The following is a 17,842-nucleotide window of genomic DNA, read 5'->3' on the forward strand; positions in this document are numbered from 1 at the left end:
CGTGGTTGGCGTTGACAGCCTTCCAAGTGGCAGAAGAAGTGATTCTATTATCGTTTTTGCAGGTTGAATCTCTTCATTGCGATCTCGTGTATTTTCTTGTCGATTAACGGCCTTTTATGTTCGAGTCGGTACCTGTCAAGTTTAAGGCTGGCCCGGCGCTGTATGATTTTTGCATCTTGATTTTCCCAGTTCCAGAATAAGAAACTGCTTCTCTTGGTGCGGACTACCAGCTCAAGATTGAATACTGCTATTTCCAGAAAGCCTTTCGTATCGTACCGCGCAGGAATAACTTGAAAGCGTTCCCCCATGAGACTTTCTTCATCCAGTGAAACCAGCGCCGGTTTGTCGGGTTTCAGCGCGTCGAGGGTGTCAATCATGGCGTTCCCTTGTCGGGGGTCCTGCATGCCCTGAGCGCTCTGGACCAGAAAATCCGCAACGCTATGCGAAATGACACGGCTGATGCGGGTGAAAATGGCGTCTTCAAAGACAGACCATCCGAGGAATTCCAATGTTTTTACATACTCATGCAGCCATGTCGACGAATCGACGAAGCGGCTGCAGAGCATATCGGCGGACTTTGTGGCTATTTGCGTGCAATCGGTCAAGTCGGTGTAATCTTGAAGTGAGAGAGTCTCCATGCAGGAAGCAAGACTGTGGCCAGTCAACATTCCGATTATTTTGTTTTCATTCATGTGCTTCTCCTGAGTCATAAGTCTTAGGTGTAATTAGTTGTCTTCGCATTTAAACGAAAGTACAGATTGCGCGAGCACGATGAAATAAAAGAAAGAAAAGGAATTGATACTGGCTGTTAGTGTTTTCGCCAAACTCATGTCTGAGCTGCCCAAGTAAGACTTGGCGTCGATCGAGACAATCCGATGCCGGCATCGAGCGCGTTTCGTCGTCTGTCGTTGCGGACTTTTCATCCCGCCAGACAAAGCAGGCATAATGCTGCCCTTTATCCTGTACCGGTCAGCCTGTGAATTCTCGTCAGACACCCATCCCTTTACGCCCTACGGCCTGCCCCGGGTTGTTGCGTATCGTCCAGGCGTTGGACGGCGGTATATGTCGAATCAAACTCAGTGGTGGCGCCATCCGCTCAGAGCAGGCTGTTGCTGTCGCTGATGCAGCCGAGCTCTATGCCGGAGGCATAATCGAGGCAACTAACCGCGCCAACTTGCAGATTCGCGGAATCGACGGCCAACAAACAGCCTTGATCGACCGCCTGCTGGCTGCCGGGTTGGGACCCGGCAGCGCGGCGGCCGACGATGTTCGCAATCTGATGCTGAGTCCCACAGCCGGCATCGATCGGCAAATGCTGTTCGATACTCGCCCGCTGGCCGATCGGATTCTGACCACGGTGCAGCAGAACGAACGTTTTCATGACCTCAGCGCCAAGTTCGCCGTGCAACTCGATGGTGGTGAGGCCTTGGCGATGCTTGAGCATCCCCATGATGTGTGGCTGTCGGCCTTCGAGCGAGACGGTGAGTGTCGGCTGGCATTCGGCTTGGCGGGGTGCCCAACGGACACACCCGCAGGCTCTGTCACGCTCAACGATGGTCACGACCTTGTCGTCGCGGTGCTGGATTTGTTCCTAGAACTGGCACGCCCCGAGCAATCGCGAATGCGTCATTTGTTGGCCGAGCACTCGGCTGATGATTTTCTGTCCCGACTGGCCGAGCGGGTACGCTTTCAAGTCATTTGCGATGGACTCCGCACCACGCGCCCAGGCGCTCTGCACATTGGCATTTGCCCGCAGGCTGAATCCGGTCGGGTCTACATTGGCGCCCAGCCTCCTCTTGGACGGCTTGACCCCGCGATGCTCCGTGGCACCGCCGAACTGGCGCAAGCGTTTGGCGACGCGAGTCTGCGTTTCACCCCTTGGCAGAGCCTGCTGTTGCCCAATGTTCGCGATGAACATGCCGCAGAAGTCGTTCTACGCCTGGAGCAACTGGGCCTGCTGTGTAGCCCCGATCTGGCGTTATCACGATTGATCGCCTGCACCGGATCGGTGGGATGCGGCAAAGGCCTGGCAGACACCAAGGGCGATGCCTTGCAACTGGCCGGGCTGCTGCAGCGATACGGGCACGTACTGCACGTGCATCTGAGCGGTTGCCCGCGCTCCTGTGCCGCCGCGCATATCGCACCGGTCACGCTGCTGGCCGTTTCAATCGGCCGTTACGATCTCTATTTTCGCGATGCCGCGCAGCCCGGTTTCGGCGCGCTGCACGCACGCAACCTTACTATTGAAGCGGTCGCGACGTTGCTCGACGCCCGCGCACGGAGCCCCCTTGATGCTTGATTACATCCGCGACGGTCAGGAGATCTATCGCAACTCCTTCGCGATCATCCGCGCCGAAGCCAACCTGGCGCGAATCCCGGCCGATCTGGAAAAACTCGCGGTTCGGGTGATACACGCCTGTGGCATGGTCGAGGCAATCGACGGTTTGCAGTTTTCCGCAGGCGCGGGCCAGGCCGGGCGCGATGCGCTGGCGGCTGGCGCACCGATCCTGTGTGATGCGCGGATGGTCTCCGAGGGTGTGACCCGTGCACGATTGCCGGCGAACAACCAGGTGATCTGCACCTTGCGCGATGAAAGCGTTCCGGACCTGGCGCGAGAGCTGGGCAACACCCGTTCCGCCGCTGCGCTGGAACTGTGGCGGCCGCATCTGGAGGGCAGTGTCGTGGTCATCGGCAACGCGCCTACCGCGCTGTTTTACCTGCTGGAAATGCTCGACGCCGGTGCACCGAAACCGGCATTGATCCTCGGCTTCCCGGTAGGCTTCGTCGGAGCCGCCGAATCCAAGGCGGCGTTGGCGGCGGACAGCCGTGGCGTGCCTTTCGTCATCATGCAGGGTCGCCTGGGCGGTAGCGCCATGGCCGCCGCCGCCGTCAATGCCCTCGCCACGGAGATCGAATGATGCACAAACCAGGACGTTTGATCGGCCTTGGCGTGGGTCCCGGCGATCCGGAACTGATTACCGTCAAGGCGCTGCGCCTGCTGCGCGAATCGCCGGTGGTGGCATACTTCGTCGCCAAGGGTAAAAAGGGTAATGCGTTCGGCATCATCGAGGCGCATCTGCAAGAGGCACAAAATCTGTTGCCACTGGTTTACCCGGTAACCACTGAGGCGTTGCCGGCGCCGCTGTCCTATGAGCAAGTGATCAGCGACTTTTACGACGCCGCCGCCGCCGAAGTGGCGACGCATCTCGATGCCGGTCGCGACGTGGCAGTCATTTGCGAAGGCGACCCGTTCTTCTACGGTTCCTACATGTACCTGCACGACCGGCTCGCCGAGCGTTATCAGGCCGAAGTCGTGCCGGGTGTGTGTTCGATGCTCGGCGGTGCCTCGGTACTCGGCGCGCCGCTGGTGTATCGCAATCAGAGCCTGTCGGTATTGTCCGGCGTGCTGCCCCATGACGAACTCAAGCGTCGCCTGGCCGACGCCGACGCGGCGGTGATCATGAAGCTGGGGCGCAACTTTCCCAAGGTGCGCCAGGTACTGGAAGAGCTGGGGCTGGCCGAACGTGCGTTGTACGTCGAGCGCGCGACCATGGCCAATCAGAAAATCGTGCCGCTGGATCAGGTGGAGCCCATGTCTTCGCCTTATTTCTCGCTGATCATCGTTCCCGGCGAAAGGTGGCAAGGCTGATGACCCGATCCGTTCCGGCGATTGTCATTCTCGGCAATGGCAGCCTCTCCACCGCGCGCAGGCTACAGCAGGTTTACCCCGGCGCCCTGATCCATGGGCTGGCCGAACGGGTCGATGGCGCGGACCGTGTCTATCACGAGTTCGGTGCGACCCTGCGAGAACTGTATCAACAGGACACGCCGATCATCGCCTTGTGCGCGGCCGGCATCGTCATCCGCACGCTGGCGCCGTTGCTGCTTGAAAAAGGCGCCGAGCCTCCGGTGCTGGCAGTGGCCGAAGACGGTAGCGCGGTGGTGCCGTTGCTCGGTGGCCTGGGCGGCGTAAACGTGATGGCGCGAGAGATTGCGAGCCATCTCGACGTTGCTCCGGCGATCACCACCAGTGGAGAGTTGCGCTTCGGTACTTGCTTGCTCAACCCGCCCAGCGGCTACACCCTGGGCGATCTGGAACTGGGCAAGCGTTTCGTTTCCGATCTGCTCGCCGGCGAGACAGTGCGCATCGAAGGTTCGGCACCGTGGCTGGCGCAAGCGCAATTGCCTGAGGATGCGCAGGCGCGGCTGGCGGTGCATGTCAGTCACGCCGAGCGCTTGCCGGCGGCCAACGAATTATTGATCTATCCGCATAGCGTATTGGTAGCGGTCAGCGCCGACGTTACCGATGTGCCGAACGTGGTGCGTCAGGCGCTGCAGCGAGCCGGCATTGCTGTGCAATCGCTGGCGTGTCTCCTGGCGCCCGACAGCGCAATGGCCAGCCCTGCGTTGCGTGAGGCCGCACTCGAACTGGGGGTGCCGTTACGTTTTGCCCGTGCTGAGGGCGGTGCCTGCGAACTGGCGCGCCAGGCTATTGGGCCGGTTGTGTCCATTACGGGTGAAGATACCGTTGCCGTTGCACTGTCCGAGCAGCCATTGGACCCGATGCAGATCGGCCGCGCGCGCGGGCGTCTGGCGGTGGTTGGTCTGGGGCCGGGCGCCGCCGAACTGATGGTGCCTGCGGTGAAGGCTGAACTGGCCCGCGCCAATGATGTGCTGGGCTACGAAACCTATGTGCGCATGGCCGGACCCTTCCGTGCGGATCAAGTGCTGCACTGCACGGATAACCGCGAAGAGATGCAGCGTGCTCGCCACGCTTTCGAACTGGCGGCCCAGGGGCGCTCGGTGGTGGTGGTGTCGTCCGGCGATCCGGGTGTTTTCGCCATGGCCGCCGCCGTGCTCGAAGCGCTCCACGAGTCCACGGATACTCATTGGCACAATGTCGAGCTCGAAATCTTGCCGGGGGTATCCGCTTCGCTGGCAACCGCCGCCCAGGCTGGCGCGCCTTTGGGGCATGACTTTTGTGTGTTGTCGCTGTCGGACAACCTCAAGCCTTGGTCGATCATCGAAAAACGTCTGGACCTGGCTGCGCAAGCCGATCTTGCGCTGGCTTTCTATAACCCGATTTCTCGTTCACGTCCTTGGCAACTTGGTCGGGCGCTGGAGATTATCCGCCAGCACCGTGAGCCTGGAACTCCCGTCGTACTGGGGCGGGATATTGGCCGTCCGGGTCAGACGTTGCGGGTGATCACGCTGGGTCAATTGGAAGTAGACCAGGTGGACATGCGGACGATGGTACTCATCGGCTCTTCGACAACGCGTGTGTTCCCTCGCCTGGATGGTAATACATGGGTGTACACGCCACGCAGTTATGGCGACAAGCTTACCCCTATTTGATAATTACCATTGTTGCTACTCCATAAGTCCAGGTCGTTATTTAACAGTAACGACCTGGGCGGTGGTGCCTGACTGTTCCCGGTTTCGGGGTGTTGAGGTTATATACACATGTTGTATTTGGTTGTGGTTGGTAGTTATGAATGAATTGCGTTAGTTTTCAGTGCGCTTCCAGATGAAGCGATTATTGATAAATAAAGGAGTGTATTCATGGACGATTTTGAAAGTTCTGTAAGTGTTTCTGACAGTGCTGATTTTGTAAGGGCGTGCATTAATAAGCGCAAAAGTGTATTGACCGTTCAACCGCGCACGATGTCGTTGAGCTCTTCGGTCGTTTCGAGCCCTACCAAAGAGTTGGACGCACTGGTGCTGGGCAACAGCCTGATCGGTTATGGTGACCAAATCTCAATCGAAAACATGGCGATCATTGAAAACCTGATTACCATGTCGAAAATGGAAGCGAATATCGAGGTGCCCGGAAATAAAGACCCCAAGGCTTGGTACCATGCGTTTACGTCCTGCATGGAAGACCTGGGCTGTTTCGTTCCGGATAAAGGTTACTCAAAGTACAGTGCCACATCGTTAAATATCACGATGGATAATGTCATGGTCGATATTATCCAGGCCGCTGTCGATGCCGCAAAGACTGCCATTCCTGGCGCTACGGCGCTCAGTGCATTGACCAACTCTACGTTGGCTGCATTGAAGAAAGAGCCGGAAGCAATCAATCTGTTTAATACACAAGCGAAGAATACTGAAGGCGTACGTTTGTCCACTATTCCCTGTGAACAAATGGCTAACGGAATTATCCTGATCGCAGTGGGGGCAGTCGATCACCAGGGAGGCGGTAATGATGGCGGTCTCCTGTTCGTGGACTGGAAGACTTCTTCTCTGAATATTTTCCATGGCAAGTCATTCATAACGTTCAATCCTGCCCGTTATGCGTACATCAAGTCGGATATCGAAGAATACCTCGGTATTCACCGCAAGGAAATTTTGGCCAAGCGTTTCAGCCGACGCAAGTAAAGGGACAAGGCCAGAGGCTTTTGGTCTCTGGCCACCCTCGAATAAGGAAAGCGTATGGCGTATTCCGTAGTCATAAATTCTTGCAGCCTTTTGTTGTTGTCGACGCTGTTGCCGCCTGAAGTCAGGCAGGACACGCTCGACACTGTGTTGTTCGCTCAACTTGCAGCTGAGGAGGACTTTCCGCACGCCAAGGACCACGCTCAATGGTCCGGCGTGTTCATGGATACTCTGGCCGCTTGTGGATGGAAGTTCCATGATCAGGGCGCAACCTCGGGGATGTTCCCTTCTTCCGGTGTTCGAAGTTTCACTTTATCTGAAGCTGTTCACGCAGCGTTCCAATCAGGTCTGTCGGCTCAACAGGTCACTCTGCCGGCAACCGCCTTGCGCAGGGTCGCGCAGTTGCCTGAACAGTCGCCGGGGGCCCGTGTCTTTCGTGAACGCTCGATAATGGGGTGTGGCAGTCAGTCAGGCGGCATGGACGCAAGCTTCAACGGCATGCATCGTTTGAGAGTACTGGTCGGCATTGCCGAGTCTGATGGCTTCCTGACGTTGGCCACTGTGTTCTTTGAAACGGATCAGCCGATCGAAAGCCAGTTTATCCGGCAGGATTTTGCATTGAGTAGCGTGATGGGAGGGGTGAAGACCGCGTTTTTTCACGCCCGGTTTTCAGTGGACGAGTACAAAGCGTTCAGGGACGACACCGTGCAGTGGTTAGGGCCGCAACGATTGGCACTGTGCATCAATGTCGGCGAGCATGACGTGCCGTTGACTGGTGTCGGATTTGCACCACCGGCCAACGGATGACATTGATAGGCATGGCGGGTCAAGGAACCAGGTAACCCTTCACCCCGGTGAAAATAATCTGCGCCGCCAGCGCGCACACAAACAAACCCATCAATCGGCTGACAATCTGCAAACCCTGGTCACCGAGAATGCGTTCGATGTGATTGGACAGATACAACACCACACCGACGGTAAAACTGGCCAGCGCGATACTGACGATGGCCATGAGCTTGTCGTCCCAATGCGGCTGGCTCACGCCCATTACCAGCAATGCACCAATGGTGCCGGGGCCGACCGTCAGAGGAATGGTCAGCGGGACGATGGTTACGTCCTGCTGCACATTGTCGGTCTGGACCGCCGACTTGCCTTGGGCCATGCCCAGCGCGGAAATGAACAGCACACTGCCGGCGCCGATGCGAAACGCATCCACCGTAATGCCGAAGACACTGAAAATCACCCGGCCAAACAAGTACAGCAACACGCTGGAAACCAGCGTTGCGACTGCCACTTTCCAGGCCAGTCGACGCTGCTCCTTGCGTGAGTAGCCGCGGGTCAGGCTGATGAAGCAGGACAGCACGAAAAACGGGCTGTAGAGCACCAGCATCTTCAGGTAAACACTGAACAACACGTGAAGCATGGTGCGGGCTCACTGGCGAGAGAAGTCGAGGGGGAGTCTATCAGGCGTTGCAATAACTGTCGGCTCAGGGCGTTGGGGTTACGCTGCGGTTTTGCAGGTCACGCTGGGCAACCCAGTGTTCGATCAGTTCGCGCAACTGCGAAAGTTCCACCGGTTTGGCCATGTGGCCGTCCATGCCGGCCTGGCGCGCGCGCTCCTTGTGTTCGGCGAGGATATGCGCCGTCAATGCCACCACCGGCGTGCGAATCCGCTGGTTGCCTACTTCCCAGGCACGCAGTTGCTGGGTGGCCGAGAAACCATCGAGGATCGGCATTTCACAGTCCATCAGTACCAGGTCATAGCGCTGGGCCTTCATCGCCTGTAGCGCTTCTTCGCCATTGCTGGCGGTATCCGGTTGCAGATTGAGCTTGCCCAGCATGCCGCGGATGACCTTGGTTGAAATGCTGTTGTCCTCGGCAACGAGAATGCGGAAATCGCTGGGCACCTTGATCGGCAGGGTAGGGCTGGAGGGCGCATGCGGCATGACGGCGAGCCCTTTGTTGCGCTGGGTCAGCTCGTCGGCCAGGGTGGTCTTGAGGGTGTAGCCGGCCACCGGCTTGGCGAGGATGCGTTTGACCCCGGAGTTGCGTGCAATGATCTTGCTGGGCGCATTGCTGATGCCGGTGAGCATGATCAGCAGGATGTCGTGATTCAGACTCGGGTCTTCCTTGATCTTGGCGGCCAGTTGCATGCCGGTCATGCCAGGCATGTTCTGGTCCAGCAGGACCACGTCGAAGTAGTCACGCAAGTGCGCCTTGGTGCGCAACAGCGCCAGCGCTTCCTTGCCGGATGGTACGGCGCTGACGTTGAGGCCCCATGCGCTGCATTGCTGTACCAGCACTTTGCGGCAGGTGTCGTTGTCGTCCACCACCAGCACCCGCGCACCTTGCAATGGGCCGTCCAGATCGGATGTCGGGTGTTCGAGCCGGTCCGGGTCCAGTGGCAATGTCAGCCACAGCGTACTGCCCTGTTGGCTGCCACTCTTGATGCCGAACTCGCCTTGCATCAAGCGAATCAGCTGACGGGCGATCACCAGCCCCAGATTTCCGCCCAGGCGATTGGCCGAAAGGAAGTGCTTGCTGTGCAGCTCGGCGTGCATCAGCGCATCGCGTTCTTCGGCATCCATCGGTTCGCCGCTGTCCTGCACGGCGATGCGCAGGCGCGGTTTGGCGCTGCGTTCATCGAGGGCAACGACAATCAGGATTTCACCTTCGTCGGTTTTCTTCAGGGCATTTTCAAGCAGGCTCAACAGGGTCTGGCGCAGACGTGTCGGATCGCCGCTGATGACCCGCGGCACTTGTGGCTGGATGAAGCTGATCAGCTCGACGTTCTGCTGTTCGGCCTTGGCGCGGAAGATACTCAGGCAATCTTCGATCAAGGCGTTGAGATCGAACTGCACATCATCGAGTTCGATCTGCCCGGACTCGAGTTTGGAGATGTCGAGAATTTCGTTGATCAGCGTCAGCAATTCGTTGCCGGCGCTATGAATGGTTTGCACGTAATCGCGCTGCTTGACCGACAGCGGCGTGCCAAGCAGCAGTTCGGTCATGCCCAGCACGCCGTTCATCGGCGTGCGGATTTCATGGCTGATCTTTGCCAGGAACTCGGCCTTGGCATTGATTTCGGCATTGCTGGCGGCCAGGTCGCGACTGATGCTGAAGCGGTCTTCGGTGATGCTGCGTTGGCGCTCGCTCAAGGCAATGCTCATCAGCAGGCCGCTGATGCAGATGAAAGCCAGCAGGATGGTGATCAGGCCGTGGGGCTCGACCAGTGTCAGCCCCAGCAATGCCGGCAGGATAATCAGCGTTCCGAGGTTGAAAGCCACCATGGCCGCAACGAACAGCCGCGCCGGGCGATAGCCTTTCTGCCAGTGAAAGGCGCTGACGAACAGCATGGTCAGGCCCGCCAGGGCGACCAGGCCATAGGTAATGATGTTCAGCGGCAATGTATTGACGAACAACAGCAGCAGGCCGCAGGTCGTGATGACCAGGATCTCGCCCAGCAGCAACCGGTTGAGCGGGTGGGGGCCAAGGGGGGCAAAAAAGCGATAGGCGAGCATCAGGCCGCAGGGGGCTGTCAGCAACAACGCGAGGTATGCCCCCGGTGTTTGCACGGCTTGCCAGCTTGGTAACCATGGCCCCGCGAGGTTCAGCAAGAGCACCAGGCTGAGCATCAGCAAGCCCTCGCAGGCGGCCAGCCAGAGACTGCTGCGCGAACGGGTGTAGGCGTAGCGGATGAGGTTGTGCAGGATCAGCATGCCGACACAGCCCAACAGCAGTCCGTAGACCAGCGTCTGGTTCTGATTGGCCGCGGTCATGACCGCCGATTGCAGGGTGATGTAGGGCCGCAGCTGGTTATCGGAGACCAGTCTGAGGTACACATCAAGGGGTTTGTCGCTCTGCGGCAACGGCAGCATGAAGTCGCTGCTGGGCAGTGGCCGGTCGGTCTGGGGTTGTTTGTTGCCGGTACTCGATTGGTCGATCAGGTTGTCGCCATCGAGCACATACAGGTTGAGACGCGACAAGTCGGGCGCGAACACCCGCAGTAGCTGTTCATGCTTGCCGGGGGCGAGGCGGAAGCGGATCCAGAGTGCGCCGTCGGGCTCGGCTGCGGTGAGGCGGTCGAGTTCGATGGGACTGAATTGATTGTTGTAGCGGGTGGAGCGGATGTCGCTCAGTTGCAGATCGCCCTGTTCGTCGAGCAATACCGCCCAGCCACTGCCTTGCGCGGCCTGGGCCGGGAGCATGCAGAGCAGAGTCAGCAGAGTGACGGTGAAACCTATGGCAATCCTGAGCCAGCGCACGGCGAAATCCCTTCGTAGGTTGATGCCAGAATATAACTATGCGCGGCGCCGGAATAGTCAGGCAAGGGCTTGAAGCCCCTGCCCGGCTCAAAGGATAGCTTATTCCTGATTTTCGCCACGCTCGCGGGCAATGGCACGGTAGCCAATGTCCTTGCGATAGAAACAGCCTTCCCAATCAATTTTCGCCGCCAGCTTGTAAGCCTGCTGCTGAGCCGCATCGACACTGGCACCCATGGCCGTAGCGCAAAGCACGCGACCGCCGGCCGTTACCACTTGATTGTCTTTGAGCGCAGTGCCGGCGTGGAAGACTTTGCCTTCCAGCGCGGCGGCTGCATCCAGGCCATTGATGGCCACGCCTTTGGCGTAGTCACCAGGATAGCCGCCCGCCGCCAGCACGATACCTACGCTTGGACGTGGATCCCATTGCGCCTCGACCTTGTCCAGCGCCTGCGCCAGAGCAGCTTCAACCAGCAGCACCAGGCTCGACTGCAAGCGCAGCATGACAGGTTGGGTCTCAGGGTCGCCGAAACGGCAGTTAAATTCGATAACTTTTGGGTTACCAGCCTTGTCGATCATCAAGCCGGCGTACAGGAAGCCAGTGTAGACGTTACCTTCCTCGGCCATGCCGCGAACCGTCGGCCAGATCACCAGATCCATGACGCGCTTGTGCACTTCGGCGGTGACCACCGGGGCAGGGGAGTAGGCACCCATGCCGCCGGTGTTCGGCCCGGTGTCGCCGTCGCCGACGCGTTTGTGGTCCTGGCTGGTGGCCATTGGCAGGACGTTCTTGCCGTCGACCATGACGATGAAGCTGGCTTCTTCGCCATCCAGGAACTCTTCGATCACGACGCGCGAGCCGGCGTCACCGAAGGCATTGCCGGCGAGCATGTCACGCACGGCGTCTTCGGCTTCGGCCAAGGTCATGGCGACGATCACGCCTTTACCGGCGGCAAGGCCATCGGCCTTGATCACGATTGGCGCACCTTTTTCGCGCAAGTAAGCCAGGGCAGGCTCGATCTCGGTGAAGTTCTGGTAGTCGGCGGTCGGGATCTTGTGGCGAGCCAGGAAGTCCTTGGTGAACGCTTTCGAACCTTCCAGCTGAGCGGCGCCAGCGGTCGGACCGAAGCAGTCCAGGCCGCGGGAGCGGAACAGGTCCACGACGCCCGCAACCAGTGGCACTTCCGGACCAACGATGGTCAGGGAAACGTTTTTCTCGGCGAAGTCCGCCAGTTGCTCAAGGGCCAGCACGTCGATGGCGACGTTCTCGCACTTGGCTTCAATGGCCGTACCGGCGTTGCCCGGGGCCACGAAAACCTTTTGCACGCGCGGATCCTGAGCCACTTTCCAGGCCAGGGCGTGTTCACGGCCACCGCTGCCAATGATCAAAACATTCATTTCAAAAACCTCGGATGACGCTAATTCTGTGGGGGCTGATCGTTCCCACGCTCTGCGTGGGAATGCCTCAACGGACGCTCCGCGTCCGAGGGACGCGGAGCGTCCCGGGCTGCGTGCCCACGCAGAGCGTGGGTACGATCAAGCAAACAAATCAGTGACGGAAGTGGCGCATGCCGGTGAACACCATCGCGATGCCGGCTTCGTCGGCAGCAGCAATCACTTCAGCATCACGCATCGAGCCGCCTGGCTGGATCACAGCCGTCACGCCCGCCTTGGCCGCATTGTCCAGACCATCGCGGAACGGGAAGAATGCGTCGGACGCCATCACCGAACCGGCTACCTGCAAGCCTGCATGCTCAGCCTTGATCGCAGCGATGCGAGCCGAGTTCACGCGGCTCATCTGACCGGCGCCGACACCGATGGTCTGACGGTTCTTGGCGTAGACGATGGCGTTGGATTTAACGTACTTGGCGACCTTCCAGGCGAAGATCAGGTCGTGGATTTCCTGTTCGGTCGGAGCGCGTTTGGTCACGACTTTCAGGTCATCGGCGCTGATCATGCCGATGTCACGGCTCTGCACCAGCAGACCACCATTGACGCGCTTGTAATCCCACGCTGCTGCACGATCGGCCGACCACTCGCCGCAGGCCAGCAGACGCACGTTGGCTTTGGCTGCAACGATGGCGCGGGCTTCTTCGCTGACGCTTGGGGCGATGATCACTTCAACGAACTGGCGCTCGACGATCGCCTTGGCGGTCTCTGCATCCAGTTCGCGGTTGAAGGCGATGATGCCGCCAAACGCGGATTCGGTATCGGTGGCATAAGCCAGGTCGTAGGCTTTGCGGATGCCGCCTTCGGCATCAGGGCTGACAGCCACGCCGCACGGGTTGGCGTGCTTGACGATCACGCAGGCTGGCTTGACGAAGCTCTTGACGCATTCCAATGCAGCGTCGGTGTCGGCCACGTTGTTGTACGACAGCTCTTTGCCCTGCAGTTGGGTCGCGGTAGCGATGCCGACTTCGGCAGGCTTGGCTTCCACGTAGAACGCCGCGCTCTGATGCGGGTTCTCGCCGTAGCGCATTTCCTGGGCCTTGATGAACTGGCTGTTGAACGTGCGCGGGAATTCGCTGCGACCTTCTGTGCTGAGCGTCTCGGCAGCCTGGTTCACGGTACCCATGTAGTTGGCGATCATGCCGTCATAGGCAGCGGTGTGTTCGAAGGCCTTGAGCATCAGGTCGAAACGCTGAGCGTAAGTCAGGCCACCGGCCTTGAGGTTTTCGAGGACGCTGGCGTAATCGCTGGCATTGACCACGATGGCCACGTCTTTGTGGTTCTTGGCAGCCGAACGGACCATGGTCGGGCCGCCGATGTCGATGTTCTCGATGGCGGTCGGCAGGTCACAGCCTGGCTTGTTGATGGTGGCTTCGAACGGGTACAGGTTGACCGCCACCAGATCGATCGGCTTGATGCCGTGTTCGTTCATGATGGCATCGTCGATACCGCGACGACCGAGGATCCCGCCGTGGATTTTCGGATGCAGGGTCTTCACCCGACCGTCCATCATTTCGGCAAAACCGGTGTAATCAGCGACTTCCACAGCGGCAACGCCGTTGTCCTGCAGCAGCTTGAACGTCCCGCCGGTGGAGAGGATCTCGACGCCCAGGGCTTCAAGCTCTTTGGCGAATTCAAGGATCCCGGTCTTGTCGGAAACGCTGATCAAGGCGCGGCGGATCGGCAGGCGGGTAGTCTGGTCGGTCATTTCAATTTCCATCAAAAGCAAAGGAGTCAGCAAAAAAGGCGACCGGTTTTACGCGGGCGCCTTTCTGGTTTGATTGAATGCTTACAGCAAATCGTACTGCTTGAGTTTCTTGCGCAGCGTGCCCCGGTTGAGTCCGAGCATTTCGCTGGCCTTGGTCTGGTTGCCCTTGACGTAGTTCATCACGCACTCGAGCAGGGGAGCCTCGACTTCGGAGAGCACCAGGTTGTACACATCCGTGACGGCAGCGCCCTCAAGGTGGGCGAAATAATTGTGCAGCGCTTTCTCGACACTCCCGCGAAGGGTCTGACCTTCTTCGCTCGGGGTATTGAGGTGCTGTTTCAAATTCACGTTGTCGCTCACGGGTGTTGTTCCACTCACTAAAGTCTCGGTCATCATCGTCATGCGGCCACCCCCTCTCCGTCCCCTGTCAGGCTCTTGTAACGTTCGGCGAAGAACCCCTGAACGTTGGCGCATTGTGCTTCCGTATCTTCCAAACGATTGAAGTGGGCGCGAAACTCCCTGGCGCCCGGCAAGGTTGCGAGATACCAGCCCACATGCTTTCGAGCAATGCGCACGCCCATCACGTCTCCATAGAAGGCGTGCAGCGCAGCCAGATGCTCTAGCAGAATGCGTTCCACCTCGATCAGTTCCAGCGCCGGGAGCTTCTCGCCGGTGCGCAGGAAATGGTCGATCTCGCGAAAAATCCATGGCCGCCCCTGGGCGGCCCGGCCAACCAGCAGGCCGTCGGCACCGGTCGCGTCGAGCACGTATCGGGCCTTTTCCGGCGAATCGATATCGCCGTTGGCAAACACCGGCATCGATACCGCCTGCTTGATCGCGGCAATGGTGTCGTACTCGGCTTCACCGGTGTACAGATCGGCACGGGTGCGGCCATGTACCGCCAGCGCCGTAATGCCTGCCTGCTCGGCGATCTTCGCCACCGTCAGGCCATTCTTGTTGTCCCGGTCCCAGCCGGTCCGAATCTTCAGGGTAACCGGCACATCAACCGCAGCCACGACGGCCTGCAGGATCTCGGTGACCAGTGCTTCATCCTTCAACAGTGCGGAGCCGGCGGCCTTGTTGCAGACCTTCTTTGCCGGACAGCCCATGTTGATATCAATAATCTGTGCGCCCAACTCGACGTTGGCCCGCGCTGCATCCGCCAGCATCTGTGCATCGCCACCGGCGATCTGTACCGAGCGTGGCTCGGGATCACCTTCGTGGATCATGCGCATCCGCGACTTGCGGGTGTTCCACAAACTCATGTCGCTGGTGACCATTTCCGAGACGACCAGTCCCGCGCCCAATCGTTTGCACAGCTGACGAAAGGGTTGGTCGGTGACCCCCGCCATCGGGGCGAGAATCAAGCCGTTGTGTAATGTGTATGGACCGATGCGTACCGCCGACATAGGGCTTCCCTGTTGTGGGGCCGGATCATGAGAGTTCGAAAAAGGGTTGGCATGATACCCGCTCTCGATGACTGGATAAAGGTCGAATTGAACAAAATCTGAACAGTTATTCCGTTATCGCCAGCGGTTTGGTTCGCGCAGGGAAAGTCAGAAAGCCGTCGTCAATTGAAGAGCGGTGAACCGTTTCACTCGGGCGAGTGGAAGCTCAGGCTGTAATTCACCGCTTTTGCACCTGGATCGAGAATGTCGAGTGCAATGTGGATCGGGGTTTGCGGAGGCATTTCGGCCATGCCTTCAAGGTCGCCCCCGAGATACTCGCCGGGTTTGAAGCGGCGGCTGGCGATCAGGTGGCCGTTGAGGTCGGCGAAGCGCAGTTCCAGCAGCGGGAAGGGCTGGGAGAAGGGCGCGCGGTTATAGATGATCGCATCAACCACCAGCGCACCACTGAACTCCGGGTGGCTGCGCACTACCAGGTTGCTGCTTTTGATTTTGGCGATGTCGACCTTGGAGGGCACCGTGCAACCGATGTGTGGGCACAGTTGCTGGAACCATGGGCGATATTGGTCCTGGCGTGCCAGTTCGTCGAAGTGATAGGCGACGTACTGGCCCACGAGTGCGCCGGCGCCCAGCAGGATCAGCACCAGCCAGAAGAATCGGCGCCCCCACGGCGAACGGCGTTTTTGCCAGTCCAGTTGCAGCGGGTCATCGGTCAGGTCTTGCAAGACTTCGGCGCGAACGCCCGGTTCGCTGCGTTCGCGACGCTTGCGCAAGGGCTCGATCGAAGGCAGGTCGGCGTCGATTTCTTCAGTTGCCGTTGCCGAAAGGCGTTCGTGATGAAGTGGAGGATCGAGCGGGTCGTGCAGGCGTAAATGTGGCGGCTGGGGTTCGTCGTCCAGTTCCACCGGCTCGAGTTCCAGCGATAGCGAGGGTTCGGTGCGTGCGAGGATGCCTGTCTCTTTCAGGGGTTCTTCTGAAACAGGAGTGTCGAGCGCATCGAGCTCGTCAAGGTTATTGCCCGTTTGCGCACGATCGGCGGCCGATTCGCTGAACAGGCTGTCAGTGGTCCAGGGTTCTTCGTCGATTTCAGTGCTGTCGCGGCGAGCGCTGAGGCTGTCTTCGCGGGGGCGGCCGAATTCGGTGATGGGCTGGATTTCCCGCTGTTCGAGCCGGGCGAGTTCTTCGTCGAGGTCGAGGCTGTCCAGATCCAGTTCGGCCGCGCTCCATTGCTTTTGGCTGATGGCACGCGGTTGTTCGGGTGCCGGGGCTTGCGCGATGGCAGGTGCAATCGGCGCGGCAGGCTCTTTGCCGGCCTGTTCAAGCAATTGCTTGGCCGCGTTGAATACCTGCAGGCATGAGCCACAGCGAACGACCCCGCGCGCCACGCTCAACTGGGCATGGCTGACGCGGAAACTGGTTTGGCAATGCGGGCACTGGGTGACGAAGCTATCGGTCATGCGGCGATCCGGATTATGCAGACGCTCATTCTAGCGCCGACGGCCTGTGATGCGCACCCAGCCATCGCGATTGGCGATCGGATCCAGATCGAAGTCCTTGGCGTAGGCTGCAGCCACTTCATCGCCTTGCTCGGCCAGAATCCCCGACAGCGCCAGACGGCCACCGGGCTTGACCAGGCCGGACAGCTGCGGTGCAAGGGATACCAGCGGGCCAGCGAGAATGTTCGCTACCAGCACATCAGCCTGAACCTGCGGCAGATCTTCCGGCAGATACAGTGGGAACAGCTCATTGGCAATGTGGTTGCGCCCGGCATTGTCGCGGGAAGCTTCCAGCGCCTGCACGTCGATGTCGGTGCCGACCGCTTCCCTGGCGCCCAGCAGCAAGGCGGCAATGGCCAGGATCCCCGAGCCGCAGCCGAAGTCCAGCACGTTGCAATCTTTCAGATCCTGACCGTCGAGCCATTCCAGGCACAGCGCGGTGGTCGGGTGGGTGCCGGTGCCGAACGCCAGGCCCGGGTCCAGCAGCAGGTTGACGGCGTCTGGTTCGGGGGCGGCATGCCAGCTTGGCACGATCCACAGGCGCTGACCGAAACGCATCGGCTGGAAACCGTCCATCCAGCTGCGTTCCCAGTCCTGGTCCTCGATCACTTCACTGTGGTGTTCGGGCAGCGGACTGCCCGTCAACAGCTCAAGGTGAGCCAGCACCGGGCCAGGCTCGGTGCCACCTTCGAACAGGGCCAGCAGGTGGGTGTGCGACCACAGTGGGGTGGTGTTGAGTTCCGGCTCGAAGATCGGCTGGTCTTCGGCGTCCATGAAGGTCACCGATACGGCGCCCACTTCAAGGAAAGCGTCTTCGTAGGTTTCGGCTTGTTCTGGGCTGATGGCGAGACGGACTTGCAGCCAAGGCATGGCGGGCACCTTTGAAAAATATAGATTGCAGCCTAGCGGGCTGCGAGAAGCGCGCAAGTTTACGCGAGCGCAACGCAGAAGACGACCGGGTTGCCATCCAATACCGCACGACGCTCTCTGTGGCGAGGGAGCTGGCTCCCGCTGGAGCGCGATGCGGTCCCAAAATGGTAGATAAGGCTTTGTCTGACGCAACTCGGATGAATGGTCTTGCGGCTGCTGCGCAACCGAGCGGGAGCAAGCTCCCTCGCCACAAGGTTTCTGGGGGCATCTGCAGAA

Annotated in this window: 15 protein-coding genes; 6 read left to right on the forward strand and 9 right to left on the reverse strand. The window is 59.5% G+C overall.

The window, feature by feature from the left end:
- Positions 1–47: 47 nt before the first annotated feature.
- A complete protein-coding gene (locus ASD60_RS02405) occupies positions 48–692 on the reverse strand; it encodes a hypothetical protein (protein ID WP_056852449.1) in 645 nt (214 codons plus the stop codon).
- 284 nt (positions 693–976) lie between these two features.
- Between ASD60_RS02405 and cobG the strand changes: the two genes are divergently transcribed.
- The 6 genes from cobG to ASD60_RS02435 all read left to right on the forward strand — a co-directional run bounded on the left by cobG (position 977) and on the right by ASD60_RS02435 (position 7,182).
- Complete coding sequence (gene cobG, locus ASD60_RS02410) at positions 977–2,299, forward strand: precorrin-3B synthase (protein WP_056852450.1); 1,323 nt, start codon at positions 977–979, stop codon at positions 2,297–2,299.
- Entirely contained in the window at positions 2,292–2,918 is a 627-nt protein-coding gene (locus ASD60_RS02415) for a precorrin-8X methylmutase (RefSeq protein ID WP_056852451.1), read from the forward strand. The genes cobG and ASD60_RS02415 overlap by 8 nt, the downstream gene beginning before the upstream one ends.
- Positions 2,918–3,649 (forward strand): precorrin-2 C(20)-methyltransferase, encoded by a 732-nt coding sequence (locus ASD60_RS02420; protein WP_056852452.1) that lies wholly within the window; start codon positions 2,918–2,920, stop codon positions 3,647–3,649. Before ASD60_RS02415 ends, ASD60_RS02420 begins: the two co-directional genes overlap by 1 nt.
- The gene (cobJ, locus tag ASD60_RS02425) at positions 3,649–5,355 is read left to right on the forward strand and encodes a precorrin-3B C(17)-methyltransferase (protein WP_056852453.1); all 1,707 of its coding nucleotides are present in this window, start codon (positions 3,649–3,651) and stop codon (positions 5,353–5,355) included. The genes ASD60_RS02420 and cobJ overlap by 1 nt, the downstream gene beginning before the upstream one ends.
- A gap of 207 nt (positions 5,356–5,562) precedes the next feature.
- Positions 5,563–6,378, forward strand: a complete 816-nt coding sequence (locus tag ASD60_RS02430) for a hypothetical protein (protein ID WP_056852454.1) — start codon at positions 5,563–5,565, stop codon at positions 6,376–6,378.
- A 54-nt stretch (positions 6,379–6,432) separates the two neighbouring features.
- Positions 6,433–7,182 carry a hypothetical protein gene (locus ASD60_RS02435; protein WP_056852455.1) on the forward strand — a complete coding sequence of 250 codons (750 nt, stop codon included), beginning with the start codon at positions 6,433–6,435 and terminating at the stop codon, positions 7,180–7,182.
- A 19-nt stretch (positions 7,183–7,201) separates the two neighbouring features.
- Here ASD60_RS02435 and ASD60_RS02440 read toward each other — a convergent pair whose 3' ends face one another.
- From ASD60_RS02440 to prmA, 8 genes are all read right to left on the reverse strand, one after another.
- Positions 7,202–7,798, reverse strand: a complete 597-nt coding sequence (locus tag ASD60_RS02440) for a MarC family protein (protein ID WP_056852456.1) — start codon at positions 7,796–7,798, stop codon at positions 7,202–7,204.
- A gap of 64 nt (positions 7,799–7,862) precedes the next feature.
- Entirely contained in the window at positions 7,863–10,640 is a 2,778-nt protein-coding gene (locus tag ASD60_RS02445) for a hybrid sensor histidine kinase/response regulator (RefSeq protein WP_056852457.1), read from the reverse strand.
- A 99-nt stretch (positions 10,641–10,739) separates the two neighbouring features.
- Positions 10,740–12,035: a phosphoribosylamine--glycine ligase gene (gene purD / locus ASD60_RS02450; protein ID WP_056852458.1), complete on the reverse strand. Its 1,296-nt coding sequence runs from the start codon at positions 12,033–12,035 to the stop codon at positions 10,740–10,742.
- A gap of 151 nt (positions 12,036–12,186) precedes the next feature.
- The gene (gene purH / locus ASD60_RS02455) at positions 12,187–13,794 is read right to left on the reverse strand and encodes a bifunctional phosphoribosylaminoimidazolecarboxamide formyltransferase/IMP cyclohydrolase (protein WP_056852459.1); all 1,608 of its coding nucleotides are present in this window, start codon (positions 13,792–13,794) and stop codon (positions 12,187–12,189) included.
- Between the two features lie 81 nt (positions 13,795–13,875).
- Positions 13,876–14,196 (reverse strand): DNA-binding transcriptional regulator Fis, encoded by a 321-nt coding sequence (gene fis / locus ASD60_RS02460; protein WP_015093301.1) that lies wholly within the window; start codon positions 14,194–14,196, stop codon positions 13,876–13,878.
- Positions 14,193–15,203, reverse strand: a complete 1,011-nt coding sequence (dusB, locus tag ASD60_RS02465; protein WP_056852460.1) for a tRNA dihydrouridine synthase DusB — start codon at positions 15,201–15,203, stop codon at positions 14,193–14,195. The genes fis and dusB overlap by 4 nt, the downstream gene beginning before the upstream one ends.
- 185 nt (positions 15,204–15,388) lie before the next feature.
- The gene (locus ASD60_RS02470) at positions 15,389–16,657 is read right to left on the reverse strand and encodes a DUF3426 domain-containing protein (protein ID WP_056852461.1); all 1,269 of its coding nucleotides are present in this window, start codon (positions 16,655–16,657) and stop codon (positions 15,389–15,391) included.
- A gap of 30 nt (positions 16,658–16,687) precedes the next feature.
- Positions 16,688–17,566 (reverse strand): 50S ribosomal protein L11 methyltransferase, encoded by an 879-nt coding sequence (prmA, locus tag ASD60_RS02475; RefSeq protein WP_056852462.1) that lies wholly within the window; start codon positions 17,564–17,566, stop codon positions 16,688–16,690.
- Between the last annotated feature and the right edge of the window lie 276 nt (positions 17,567–17,842).

Origin of the sequence: Pseudomonas sp. Root562 (assembly GCF_001427125.1) — a bacterium.
Lineage (GTDB): Bacteria > Pseudomonadota > Gammaproteobacteria > Pseudomonadales > Pseudomonadaceae > Aquipseudomonas.